General features: G+C 45.6%; 12 protein-coding genes. 3 read left to right on the plus strand and 9 right to left on the minus strand.

Annotated features, from left to right (window positions below; genetic code table 11):
- Positions 1–14: 14 nt before the first annotated feature.
- Entirely contained in the window at positions 15–1,628 is a 1,614-nt protein-coding gene (locus BUA17_RS08740) for a helix-turn-helix domain-containing protein (RefSeq protein WP_240321270.1), read from the minus strand.
- A gap of 281 nt (positions 1,629–1,909) precedes the next feature.
- Here BUA17_RS08740 and nrdI point away from each other — a divergent pair, with 281 nt between their 5' ends.
- From nrdI to nrdF, 3 genes are read left to right on the plus strand one after another with little or no spacing between them, the layout of a single operon-like run.
- A complete protein-coding gene (gene nrdI / locus BUA17_RS08745; RefSeq protein ID WP_063562791.1) occupies positions 1,910–2,269 on the plus strand; it encodes a class Ib ribonucleoside-diphosphate reductase assembly flavoprotein NrdI in 360 nt (119 codons plus the stop codon).
- Positions 2,256–4,340 carry a class 1b ribonucleoside-diphosphate reductase subunit alpha gene (nrdE, locus tag BUA17_RS08750; RefSeq protein WP_072733260.1) on the plus strand — a complete coding sequence of 695 codons (2,085 nt, stop codon included), beginning with the start codon at positions 2,256–2,258 and terminating at the stop codon, positions 4,338–4,340. The genes nrdI and nrdE overlap by 14 nt, the downstream gene beginning before the upstream one ends.
- A gap of 42 nt (positions 4,341–4,382) precedes the next feature.
- Entirely contained in the window at positions 4,383–5,345 is a 963-nt protein-coding gene (gene nrdF, locus BUA17_RS08755; protein ID WP_072733261.1) for a class 1b ribonucleoside-diphosphate reductase subunit beta, read from the plus strand.
- An 87-nt stretch (positions 5,346–5,432) separates the two neighbouring features.
- On the opposite strand, the gene BUA17_RS08760 is transcribed toward nrdF, so the two are convergent.
- Genes BUA17_RS08760 through BUA17_RS08795 form a run of 8 tightly spaced genes read right to left on the minus strand, consistent with a single transcriptional unit; the run spans position 5,433 to position 13,083 of the window.
- The gene (locus tag BUA17_RS08760) at positions 5,433–6,476 is read right to left on the minus strand and encodes a hypothetical protein (RefSeq protein ID WP_072733262.1); all 1,044 of its coding nucleotides are present in this window, start codon (positions 6,474–6,476) and stop codon (positions 5,433–5,435) included.
- Between the two features lie 12 nt (positions 6,477–6,488).
- The gene (locus BUA17_RS08765; protein ID WP_072733263.1) at positions 6,489–7,292 is read right to left on the minus strand and encodes an ABC transporter permease; all 804 of its coding nucleotides are present in this window, start codon (positions 7,290–7,292) and stop codon (positions 6,489–6,491) included.
- A gap of 12 nt (positions 7,293–7,304) precedes the next feature.
- The gene (locus tag BUA17_RS08770; protein ID WP_072733264.1) at positions 7,305–8,114 is read right to left on the minus strand and encodes an ABC transporter permease; all 810 of its coding nucleotides are present in this window, start codon (positions 8,112–8,114) and stop codon (positions 7,305–7,307) included.
- On the minus strand, positions 8,111–9,094 hold the full coding sequence (locus BUA17_RS08775) for an ABC transporter ATP-binding protein (protein WP_072733265.1): 984 nt from the start codon (positions 9,092–9,094) through the stop codon (positions 8,111–8,113). The genes BUA17_RS08770 and BUA17_RS08775 overlap by 4 nt, the downstream gene beginning before the upstream one ends.
- Positions 9,095–9,152: 58 nt before the next feature.
- Entirely contained in the window at positions 9,153–10,328 is a 1,176-nt protein-coding gene (locus BUA17_RS08780; protein WP_063562798.1) for a radical SAM protein, read from the minus strand.
- Positions 10,300–11,406: a glycosyltransferase family protein gene (locus BUA17_RS08785; protein WP_072733266.1), complete on the minus strand. Its 1,107-nt coding sequence runs from the start codon at positions 11,404–11,406 to the stop codon at positions 10,300–10,302. Before BUA17_RS08785 ends, BUA17_RS08780 begins: the two co-directional genes overlap by 29 nt.
- A gap of 23 nt (positions 11,407–11,429) precedes the next feature.
- A complete protein-coding gene (locus tag BUA17_RS08790; RefSeq protein ID WP_072733267.1) occupies positions 11,430–12,821 on the minus strand; it encodes a hypothetical protein in 1,392 nt (463 codons plus the stop codon).
- Positions 12,808–13,083: an acyl carrier protein gene (locus BUA17_RS08795; RefSeq protein WP_064637210.1), complete on the minus strand. Its 276-nt coding sequence runs from the start codon at positions 13,081–13,083 to the stop codon at positions 12,808–12,810. The genes BUA17_RS08790 and BUA17_RS08795 overlap by 14 nt, the downstream gene beginning before the upstream one ends.
- Positions 13,084–13,151 lie beyond the last annotated feature (68 nt).

Raw genomic sequence — 13,151 nt, forward strand, 5'->3', positions numbered from 1 at the left:
TCTACTTTCGCCCATTACCGGGCACTAAATAGCAAGTTTACTTCCTGAAGCAGAAGTTCATGCCGATTGGCTGTATGTTCCAGGATCGGTTCGCTTAACCAATGTCCTCCCTGTGTCAGATAGACTTGTCGGTTTCGTACGGCATGCAGCTGTTTCCAGCTTTCCGCATGTTGAAGCCTCTCCCACACCATCAGGGAATGATGGTCCTTCATAACACTAACGATGATGACGTCCGCATCGAATGCAGCAAGCTGTTCGGCTTCCACGTATCTGGTAAATTCGATCTGATCCACACCCGAAGCCGCGGCAATCTTCAAATCGTCATAAAATACGGTTCCTGCTCTTCTACCCCAGATCTGAATGCCCCGGGGAGACACACTTAATGCGATTAGCTTACCTTGTTGAAACGAATGAGGAATATAATGAAGAACCGTTTCCACCTTTTCCTCATATCGAAGAAGCCATCTTTCACTTTCATTCTCCCGATCCAAAAAACGGGCCGTTCGCCGCAGATGTTGCCGCCAATCCTCTCCGTGCCAACTTAGAAACAACACCGGTGCGATGTGCCGCAGCTTCTCTTTCTCCTCTTCGGGGATCATCTCGTCCAATGCAACAATCCGGTCTGGCCTGGCCCGCATCAATGCTTTGAGGTTGAAATCATAGTCGTGGCTGAGTGCTACCTTGACATCATAACGATATTTCCGACGGTAATCATCTGTCCAAAACTGATCAATGGGCGCTGCGAAGGGGATGATTTGCAGGGTCAGCAAATGCCCGATATTGGGCCAGCTGTACGCGGCTGTTTTGCATTTCCTGTTCGCAATATATGTACGAGGCGGTAATCCCACCTGCTTTTTGAATTGGCTGCTGAAATAGTGTTGGTCCTTGAAACCTGCCAACAGAGCAATGTCCTTCAGTGGTTGTCCTGCTTCCATCAGACGCTTGGCCTCGTTGGTGCGAATCTCTGCCAGATAGTCCATCGAACTCTGACCGAACTTCTCTTTGAATGATCTCATGAAATAATAGCGGCTCATGCCCGCTTCATCGGCCAGGTTCTCGACTGTGATTGTATCCTGATAGTGATGCAGCATGTATTTCCGTGCTCTCTCGAGTGCGTTCTCGTGTTGGTTCTGCTTCTTGAACAGAAGATGCAGCAGGTCCTGGAAACCTGCTTGGCTTGCGAAACGATCTGTTGAATCACCGGTATGCCAGTAACAGACGATTTTTTCGCAAAGTTGCTGCACCTGTGCATCTGGAAACGTGATTGGCCTACCAAGCTCCGTCAACAAATGCTCAGAGGACACCTTCTGTCCTTCATATGGAATGATGCCGATATGAATCCGGTATATGATCTGCTCTCCATCCGCTAAATAAACGGTCTCGACCCGTTGGCCTGGTAATACTAAATGGGCACTATTTGGAACGAACGGATGCGGTATGCCATCAATGACGATTTTGCCGTGACGATTTGCAGCAACAAGAATGACATGATCTGGTGTTTCTTCGTATACCAAACGATAGGCCTTGTCGACCGAATCCTTGAATACGTTCTTTAATCCATACCATGCGAGATCTGCTGCTGTCTGTCCTTCACCCTCTGGGTGATTTTGTTGTAAATGTGTCATCATAGCGCATCCCTCTTTTCGAATCTTCTTCAAAATTCTAAATGATAACAATTCTCAATGTCAATCATAATTCTCTCATGCACCAAATATCGTGTCTTCGAATATGGATATCTACTAAGCCACAAATTTTTTAAACCTAGTAATAGAGCCCATTCATCCGGTTTTTCACAAAATTGATACCGATAAGCATTTGACAAAGCTATATATTGATATAAAATTAAGAAATAGATCTATATATAGTGTTTGTTTTTGATCACCTTTCATTTGTCAAGGAGGATATGATAGTGCTAATTGTGTATGATTCTATAACCGGGAATGTTAAGAGGTTTATTTCCAAGCTTCAACTGCCGGCTGTTCAGATTCAGAATCAAATGACGATTGATGAACCGTACGTACTTGTGACATATACAACAGGTTTTGGACAGATACCTGATAAGGTGTCTTCTTTTTTGCAAAAAAACTCTGCATACCTGATTGGCGTGGCCGCCAGCGGTAACCGTAACTGGGGTGAGCGTTTTGCCAAAAGTGCAGATTTGATATCTGCATCTTATAACGTCCCGGTTATTAGTAAATTTGAATTATCGGGCTCCAAGAGAGATGTGGAGTATTTTGAACAGGAGGTGAGCCGCATTGCGTCATATTGAATTAAATAACATGCTGCTAAAGCGCGACTCTGATGGCTTCTTCCAGTTACATAAGGATAAAGAGGCTGTAGAGGAGTTTATGAGAGAAATCAAAGATAAAAGTATGGCATTTGCCAACATTGATGATCAAGTCAAATTCATGATTGATCATGATTATTACGAGGATTTCTATGCTTCCTATACAGCTGACCAAGTTAGAACCGTATTTGAAATTACGCGTGGCTATCAATATAACTTTCCTTCCTATATGGCAGCTTCTAAATTCTATACTGATTATGCATTGAGAACATATGACCGCAAAACATACCTTGAGCAATATGCGGATCGAGTAGCAGCCGTAGCACTTCATCTGGGTCAAGGACACTTTGATACGGCTTGTTTGCTGTCTCGTTCTATGATGGAACAGCGTCTTCAACCGGCAACCCCTACTTTTCTAAATGCGGGAAAAAGTCGGCGCGGTGAACTGGTTTCTTGCTTCCTGCTTGAAATGGATGATTCACTGAACTCCATAAACTATGTACTAAACACTTGTATGCAGTTATCCAAAATCGGTGGTGGAGTGGCTGTCAACCTGTCGAAGCTACGTGCTCGTGGTGAAGTCATTAAAGGTGTTGAAGGTGCCGCAAAAGGCATTACTCCTGTTCTCAAGCTGATGGAAGACGGCTTCTCCTACGCCGATCAGATGGGTCAACGGAAAGGTTCTGGTGCAGCATACTATAATATTTTCGGTTGGGACGTTATGGAACTGCTGGATAGCAAAAAGATTAATGCGGATGAGAAAATCCGGCTGAAAACTCTCTCTATCGGACTTATTGTCCCTAATCGTTTCTATAAGCTGGCTCAAGATAATGAGCCCCTGTACCTCTTCGCACCTTATAGTGTCTACAAGGCGTATGGAACACATTTGGATGATATGGATCTGGACGTGATGTATGATACCTTGCTGGCTGACGACCGCGTGAAGAAGAAAAAATCGCTCAGCGCACGGGATATGCTGACCAAAATAGCGATGACTCAACTTGAATCCGGTTATCCCTACATCATTAATAAAACCAATGCCAATCAAGCACATGCCTTGAAAAACGTAGGACAAGTCAAAATGTCGAACCTTTGCACAGAGATCTTCCAGCTCCAAGAAACTTCTGAAATTACAGACTATGGTCAACCGGATATTATTCGCAAAGATATCAGCTGCAACCTGGCCTCCCTCAATATTGTTAATGTTATGGAGAGTGGCAAGATCAAGGAATCCGTTCATGAGGGAATGATCGCACTAACCTCCGTCAGCGACATGACACATGTAGCCAATGCTCCCGGTGTGGCAAAAGCCAATTCCGAAATGCATTCCGTTGGCTTGGGTGCCATGAATCTGCACGGTTACTTAGCCAAAAACAGGATTGCTTATGAGAGCTCGGAGGCCAAGGATTTTGTACGTACCTTCTTTATGACCATGAATTATCATTCTCTGGAGAAAAGTATGGAGTTTGCAGAGCAAACGGGTCAACGGTTCTATGGATTCGAGCAATCGGACTATGCGACTGGGGTATATTTTGATCGTTATGTGACTACGGATTACCGTCCCACCACATCGAAAGTACAAGAATTGTTTAACGCCATTGCTGTTCCGTCTCCTGAAGATTGGAACCTGCTTAAGTCTAAAGTGATGACAAATGGTCTCTATCATGCCTATCGCATGGCTATTGCTCCAACGGCCAGCATCTCTTATATCCAAAACGCAACATCCAGTGTAATGCCCATCGTGGAACAAATTGAGACACGGACCTATGCCAATTCAACCACGTATTATCCAATGCCCTATTTGCAAAAGGATAATGTCTTCTATTACAAGTCAGCGTATCAAATGGATCAATTCAAGGTAATTGATTTGATTGCGGAGATTCAGCCGCATGTGGATCAAGGCATCTCAACCATTCTGCATGTAAACAGTGATGTATCCACGCGGGAGTTGGCTCGCTGCTACCTGTATGCTGCTCATAAAGGGTTGAAATCTCTGTATTATACAAGAACCAACAAGCTGACGATGGAAGAATGCATTGCTTGTTCAATATAAATAATTTCCCTTTAGGGTATTACGATTGGAGTATGATATACCATGCCGGCAATTCAAGCTGTGAACTGGAATCGAGCGGATGATGATTTCACTCTGATGTTCTGGAATCAGAATATTATGCAATTTTGGACCGATGACGAGATTCCTTTATCCGATGATAAAATGACCTGGGGCATGCTCAGTGATATAGAAAAAGACGCTTATATGAAAGTTTTGGGAGGCTTAACCCTTCTGGATACGATCCAGGGCGGTGTAGGTATGCCGCAGATTATGGAGCATGTCGATGGACTGCAACGCAAAGCCGTACTTAGTTTTATGGCGATGATGGAACAAATTCATGCGAAATCATACAGCAGTATTTTTACCACGTTGGCATCAACCGAAGAAATTGACAGTGTATTTAAATGGGTGGAAGAAAATCCATATCTGCAAACCAAAGCGACGGTTATACGTCAGTATTACATGAACATTGAAACTTCAAAAGATCTGTATATGGCGATGGCGGCCTCCGTTCTTTTGGAAAGTTATTTGTTTTACAGCGGATTTTTCTATCCACTCTATTTAGCTGGACAAGGCAAACTCACATGCAGTGGTGAGATCATTGATCTGATTCTGCGGGATGAAAGTATTCACGGTGTATATGTGGGGGTATTGGCCCAGGAAATATACGCGAGCTTTGATGAAACGCAGCGGAACGATGTGTATCAAGGTTTGGTTGATCTAGTACAGCTTCTTCATCAAAATGAGTTGCAATATACGGAGGAATTATATACACCTATTCATTTGACCGAAGAAGTGGAAACCTTCCTTCGTTATAATGCTAACAAAGCCATGATGAACCTCGGTTTTGAGCCATTATTTGAAGACGAGGAAGTTAACCCGATTGTGTTAAATGGAATCAGTACACATACCAAACAGCACGACTTTTTCTCTAAAAAAGGCAATGGGTATATTCGTACTCTGAATGTAGAACCTCTGACGGATGATGATTTCAAGTTTGAATAAGTCATAAAGAATCATAATAAGGCTAACGTGTAGTCCATGAATATAAATAAAGAAGGCTGTTCCTCCCCGAGGAATAGCCTTCTTTATTTACTTTTCGAGCAACGAGATCAGTCTTTGCAGCAGAACAGGCTCTTCCTTGCGGAATTGCTCCAACCGGAGTCTTACCTTCGCAAACACTGCTTTGTCTTCACGCATTTCATGACGGATGTATTGATCCCTTAGCTTCATTGCCCTGGTGGTTATATCCTGATAACCATTCACAAGTTCTTCGTCGTAAGGGATTATCCCCTCATCGATCAAATAGGCAATCCGTTCACTCATCATTTTTTTGTGCTCCCAGAGCACATGAAGATGCCTCACATCGTTACGGTCACCGAGACGAGGATCGTTGCTCTCTACCGCATCATAGTACATTTGCAAATAGTCGTAGACGTCAATTCCGAAAGCCTGTTCGTCATCAGGAATGTAATTAATGCGATTCAGATGAGTCTCACCGTTCAGGTAATCATGCAGTTGGTCGAGTGCTACGATTCTATCGAAAGGATAAGGAGAATGCGGCTCATATTTGTAAAAATAAGTGTGATGATCCGCGGTGAGTCCCTCTCTGAGCAGATGTCTCATGGAATGGATAGCATCCAGGAATTCCGTGAACGGAATCTGTACATTGCGGTAAACTCCCGTATTGTCGAACATGGAAGCATCAAAAATGCGTTTGTCCCAATCAAAACCGTACAGAAAAAGATGATGCGGAAACGGTTCCTGCTGATAGGCCGCCGCTGGTGGTAGCTTCGCTTCGTCCAAAAACACGATGCAATAATAGCCGCTACGAATCTGATCCGCGAAAAATTGGGGCCAGGCGTCCAGCGCCAAATGCTCCAGAATTGTATAATTCACAGAGCATGTGAGTAGAAATGGATTATTGAAATTCAGTTCGTTGGGTTGGCCCCGGAAAAAGTCGATATAAAACTGTCTGCCATCATCCAGAAAGGTTTTCTTGCAGGACAACTGAATGAAATTGCTGTAATACCAAGGAATTGTTTCCTCATGTGCACTGGTAATCGAAAGCGTGTAAGCCCACCTCAGAAATCCTTTAAGCGGCGGATTTAACACGGGCAGCTGAACAGCATTCATTCTTTCTCCCCCTTAACTGCTTGCACTACTATATCCCTTTACAGCCTGTTTCCAGAGCAAACGTATAACTGTGAAGAGTATAAGCGAAGCGACCAATGCCAGTCCTGTATAGAGCCAGCTGAGCTGTCCTAGCAGGAACATCGGCCCGAAATTGGTAATCAGGAACAGCGGAATGACAAAGGTACCAATCCGCCGGACCCAAGTTGGGTATATTGCCATTGGAAAATTGTTGGCATCCCAGGCGGAATGGGCGATCTCCGATGCAGAACCCGTCTGAACGAACCGAAATGACAGCAATGCAGGGATAATCATTAGACAGTATGTGATGATAACGGACACGAATAACAGCAGCATAAACCCGGCTAGCTGGAGAAACGTCAGGGGTATGTCCATAGCATGCCAGCCAATACCAACCATGACGAAACCAACTAAAATATCAGGGATTGGCAGGGCCAGATCGACATAACGCAAAGAAGCCATGAATTGAAGAGAAACCGGCTTCGTTAACATTAGATCAAGTGAGCCGTCCTTAATATATTCCGGAATTTTCGTAAAATTGGTGAAAAACAGCCCGACATATATTCCTGTCACTACGGTGTGCATGCCTATAAATAGTAGCAGCCCTTCTGGCGGTATGCCGTCGACGTGAAGATCGGTGCGGAACACGACGAGTACATATAACAGTTTGGCGAGCAGGTAGACGGATTCCACCAGCAGGCTCATCATGAAATTGCCTCGAAACTCCATCTGGGCAATGAGACAATTTTTGATGAACATGCCATACAAATGTGCGTATTTTCTCATGGCTCTAAACATATGGAATCTCCGCTACCCCCCAACCGCTGAATATTTCTTCATGGATATGCGCCACGTTAGACGGGATAGCCATAAGAACAGGAGTATCCACCCCAACTGGATGAGCAATCCTTGATACATCGCCGCCACTTCCGTTTTGCCGCTGAGCACATTGACCGGAAAATAAATGGTATACGGAAACGGCGTGTACTGAAGTGCCTCCACTATCGAATCCCCGAAAATCTCCAATGGAAACATACCTCCGCTCAGAATATTCACGAGCAGACTCGTAATGACGAAAAAATAAGAGATTTCATTTAGATAAAAAGCACTTGCACAGATGCAGTAGGAAATTAAGAAATTGAGCAATAGCGCCCCCGACAACGTAACGACGAACAAGATTAGCCGTATGACCTGGAACTCAAGCACACCACCGGCAGATGATATCCAGATAATCCCGACAAGCAGCACAGCTGTAACGCCGTAATAGATCGCCTTCTGTCCGAAAAAGGATACTAGCCGATATCCGAAGTAACTAACCGGTTTGATCAAATACTTGTTGAGACCGCCGTTCTTGATGTCATCGACAATCTGGTGCTCGAACTGGGTAGCGATCAGCTTGGAAACCAAGCCCGCCAAGATCGTATACAAAATAATTTGATTATATGAATACGAGAATAGCGCCGTTTCGCCGGAATGTTGGTACACCGCTGTCCATATAAAATACTGGACAAGAATCGGAAACGCGGCTCCGAGAAGACCGAGAAAGAAGTGAAATCGGTATTCCATCGATTGCTGCACACCCATCGAAAATACAGCCGTATACAATTTGCGTCCATTCATCCGACGGATTCCTTTTGGTAGAGCATCGATATACTCTCCTCGATCGGCACATCCTCAATCGTCCAGTCAACGATTGGAAACGAATCGAGCATAGCACGCGACACTTCTTTTAGACGGTGTTTGGGCAGTTCCAGAACAACGCTGTAGTCGTCTGCGCTGATCATTTTTCCGAATTTGGCCAGCCGCTGCTCGGCAACCGGTTCCGAGAACTGCAACTTTACAATTTTGTGCTCGCCAAACAGATCATTAATCTTATGAAGATCTCCGTCATACAGAAGACTTCCTTCGTTAATAATGATTGTCCGCTTGCACAGGTCCTCCACGTCCTTCATGTAGTGGCTCGTCAGCAGGATCGTGGCGCCAAACTGCTCATTATAGTATTTCAGAAATTCCCGCACCCTCTTCTGAGAGGGGAAATCCAGGCCGATCGTTGGCTCGTCAAGATACAGCAGCTTTGGTCGGTGGATCAGAGCGGCGATTAGCTCCATTTTCATACGTTCACCCAAGGACAGCCTGCGAACCTGTACATCCAGCAAGTCTTGCACATCAAGCATCTCTGATAGTTCGGCAAGACTTCGACGATAGAGATCATCCTCGACGTCATATATACATTTGTTCAAATAAATCGAATCGCTCGCAGGAAGGTCCCACCAAAGTTGATTTTTCTGACCCATTACAATGGAGAACAGTCGTTTGAATTCGTTCTTTCGCTCCCAAGGTACATAGCCAAGTACGTCGGCTTCTCCGCTTGTGGGATATAAAATGCCCGACAACATTTTGAGCGTTGTGGTTTTACCTGCTCCGTTCGGACCCAGAAATCCAACGCACTCCCCGGGGCCGATATCGAAGGAAACGGATTTAACCGCTTCCTTCACAAGTGATTTGCGAGCAAATAAGTTTTTCAGTGAATGTTTGAGTCCTGCTTCTTTCCGGTAATATACGAACGATTTGTGCAGTTCCCGTACACGGATAAAGTCCATCCCCGCTCCTCCTGAATGATTGCATGTTTTCCCTTATTGGCGGCTAAAGTTAAAGCGATTAAACTCCGTTGTTATACAGAAGCACGCATTTGGAGCAAATCGGTGTCAGACCGCAGGCCAGAATCTCGCGTTGTTTTCGCAGATCCTCACCGTGGAAAATATCGGCCACACTTTCTTCGTATAAATTACCGACACTGAATTCCGGAAAAAATTTGCATGGATTGACCTTACCGTCTGGCATCACGTCCATCCGGTTCGAGATCGAGAAACACTTGGTCCGATTCATGGCTGGCTTTTCGCTACCTCGAATAAAACCTTCTACCTCTTCGGGCTCCAGCGCAGGCTGATAGCGGATACGTACATTCCACACTCGTGAATTAACTCGTTTAAATTCCTCGATTAATGTGTCAAAACGGTCAGGTGAGATGTGAAACGTGAAAGAGTGCCAGCTATTCTTGTGGTCACTCGCAAAGCGGGAGGCAAGGTGCGGAAAGTGCGCATCAAAGTAGGTGTCCATTTTTTCCGCCGTATCGGAAGGGATGTACCATGGGAAGCAGAAGTACACGGAATCAACGCCCAGCTCTTCAAAGAATTCCATCAAGCTATACAGCTGATCGACCATCTGGTCATTTACTGTCAGGGCTACGGACACTTTGCCTTTGTACAAGCCCTGCTTTTGCAGATCCAACAGCAGCTGTATGGCGTGAATCACTTTTTTGAAAGTGCCTTTACCCCGAATCGCGTCATTCTCCTTCTCGAATCCTTCCAGGCTGACCAGCATGACTAAATTTTTAGACATTTTCAAAATGGAATCCAGCTTTTGTTCAATGAGAATCGCGTTTGTGCAAATGGTCGTATGCCGGTCTTCCTTAGCCAGCAGTTCTGCCAGTTCATCGAACTTAGAGTAAAATAGCGGTTCTCCGCCCCACAGGAACACACGTGATTTGCGTTCTCTCGTTTCGGCGAGCAGTTTCTCCACGACGGGAATCTCGATTTCGTCTCTCTTCACTTCACTGGCAAAGCCGTGATGGAAGCCATCTGGATTCCATTCAAAGCAATGCTTGCAGCGCAGGTTACAGCCGTTATTAAGCTTGATTCCGATCTCATAAGGCACGGGTGCGGCATACGTCGGGTCCTCCCGGCGTTTCCTTCCCGTTTCCGCGAGTGGAACGAGGGTTCTTTTCATATTTTGAAATGTCAGCTTATCAAACGTAACTGCTGTTTTCGGCTGCATGCGTTTTCCTCCCCAAATGATTGATTTTTGATCGCTGCTCCAGTAAACGTTCGTACATTTCTTCGAGATGTTGTTCCGAGTAATCTAGGGCTTTCCATTCCGCAAATCGGATACCGAAACCACAGGATTCCCAATACTTTGAATTCTGAAGCTCATGGTCACCAAACGGCTCTAACATGACAAAAGGTATTCCGTAGGACAACGAATCGTTCAGTGTCGCTCCTCCGGGCTTGCTGATAATGGCAGCGCAATTTCGCATCAGATCCGTGTAAGCAGAGTAATCACGGAGCGGAATTTCCCGAAGAATGCCCTCTTCACGAACATATCGGTTCATTGGTGGAAACGAATGCCGCCCCTGGGCATCCCGACTCCACGGATTCCATGAAACCTCTGTTCCGAAGTAGCGTGTGCTCCCATCGTCCTCCTCCACCTCGGAAGGATCGTAGACGATCACATCCAGCAGGTAACCAAATTGACGAAGCTCTGCAATCGTTGACGCGTATGTTCCTATCCCCCAGCCGCCGCCATGGATCAGAATGCGCCTGTCACGCTGTGCATAAGCCAGGAGCTCCTTTTCATCTGAGGCAATATAGAAGTCTGGAGACAACCTTGAAGGCTCGTAAAGCCAAACGTTCTCGTAGTCCGGATACAAGGACTTGTGTACCTTAAACGATGGCGTATCGCACACGTCCAAGCGGATCAGTTGAATATCCAAAGGCGTGTGCGCAATGGCTTTGTACCTCTCCAGGATCGGAAGCCAAAAACCGGTAAACACAGCAAAATGAGATACCCCATCACGTATCCATGAGTCCAACAGGAACTGGACTTCCGCGTCATTCAGGGAAGAGTCTACAGGCTTGGCCAGTTTATGCCCCATAAGGGCAACGGAGAAATCGGCATGAAATGCTTTTTTGGTGGAATTAATCTTGCACCTGATTTCTTCATGATACAGGTTCTCCAGAACGTGAACGTCCGTTCTAACACCTCTATCTTGCAGGTACGTGTTCAGATGCATAGCCGGAATGTATGCACCAAGCGAATTGCCCGACGCAAGCAGGGTAACCGAAGATGAATTCATGCGCAGCCTCCGCATTCCAAAATTTAGTTGTACACTTTAATGGACAAGTCAGCGAGTACCTGCCTCAGACTTATGATCAGTTCATTACGATGTTCATCATCACGGCCCACCACCGAGATATACAATCGTCCTTTCGGCATACCCCGATGACTCTGGATTCCTTCGGATATACGTCGAGAGGTCAGAATTCCATTCACCATTACGGTGTTAGATGAAATAGGCATAATTCCGTACTCATCTTTCCCTTTGAATAGAAGACCGGATACATGCAAAGCGTCGAGCAACTTTCCGAACGTGAAGCCTTCAGGTAGGCCGAGAGAAAGGAAGGTAAGTAGGCCGCTATGGCCGTAAGTTTTCCAGCCTTTATCGAGATAAGCATTAATGAGGCCCATGGACTTGCGGGCGTTGATCTCAACAATAGGTACAATATCGCCGTCCTCCAGAATCATGGAGTCGAAACACACGAAGCCGTGGTATCCGTCCTCGAATAATACCCGTAGTGCCTTTTCCATCGTGTCAAAATAACCTGCGTGCTCCAGCAGAAGGAGCAAAGCCTCATCTGCTCTAATAGACCCGCCGTAATTCTGCTGCTGATTCAGCATACGCTGAACCGAAAGGAAATCCCTCTCACCGCTCTTATGAATGAACCAATGTGAGCTGAAATCGATCTCTTTTCTCAGCAGTGGTTCCAACAGGAATTGCGAGCGCAATCCTCTTCTCTCCTGCTTATCTAGATGCTCTGCTATCCTTCGCTGCATGGCTTCATTTTCAATGAGCATATTGCCCTTGCCGGAAACACCGAATGGATCTTTCAGCAAATACGCCCCTCGCTTCAGTAACGTATTTCCGACAGCCTGCACTTCTACTACATTGTTCACTTCCGTGCCATAACACTTCTCTCCGATCCTGGTCAGGAGTCGGTTGGAGTAAAATTTGGAATTTACATACTTAACCGTCTCAAGGTCGGGCAAAGACCCCAACGACCCTTCGGCACGCAGGTACTCCTCCGTATCAGCCGTAATGGCATAAGGAGAGAGCTGTTTTACGTTGTGGGTCAACATCGCTTCACGCTGTTGATCGTCTGAAGCAAGACTGAACATGCACTGCTTAAAAACGTCCGGTTCGGGTAAGGAACTCTGTTCATCGTTCAAATCAAAGTGGTAACGGCTATGAAAGGAAAAACCTAACCCATTCAGATACTCGTACAGCTTTGGATCAATTTTGCAGCGGGTGTAGAGGATATCGTCAGGCCCACAAAATGGAAATAACAGCTCGTCCATACACAGGACAATGGATTCCCTGTCCTTATCAGGCATAGCAGGTAGCTTGGATAAGTCCGGATCCCTCCACCGCGTTTCGGGATCAAACGTCCCCATAACGATCGTTGGAATTACCCCGGCCTCACTTCTGGACATCTTCGTACAATGATTGCTCTTGAGACTGGCAGCTTTTCAGAAAGGTTATAAATGTGTCGATCGATTGGAGATGCTCGTAATCGAATTCGTCATAGTCAATGATTACGTTTAACTGATCCTCGACTTTGAGCATAAACTGGATCATTTGCAGAGAATCGAGACCAATATCGTTATTCAGTTCCGTTGCTGGGGATAGGGATTGGCGTAGTTCCGGTTGGTCTTCTTTGATAGCGCACAAAATATCTACAATTTTATCGTACATGACTACACTCCTTTAAAGTGATAATTGTGTGAGGTACAACCGAAAATATTACGCTTACATATGCATTC

Origin of the sequence: Paenibacillus sp. ov031, assembly GCF_900143165.1 — a bacterium.
In the GTDB taxonomy this organism is placed as follows: domain Bacteria; phylum Bacillota; class Bacilli; order Paenibacillales; family Paenibacillaceae; genus Paenibacillus; species Paenibacillus marchantiae.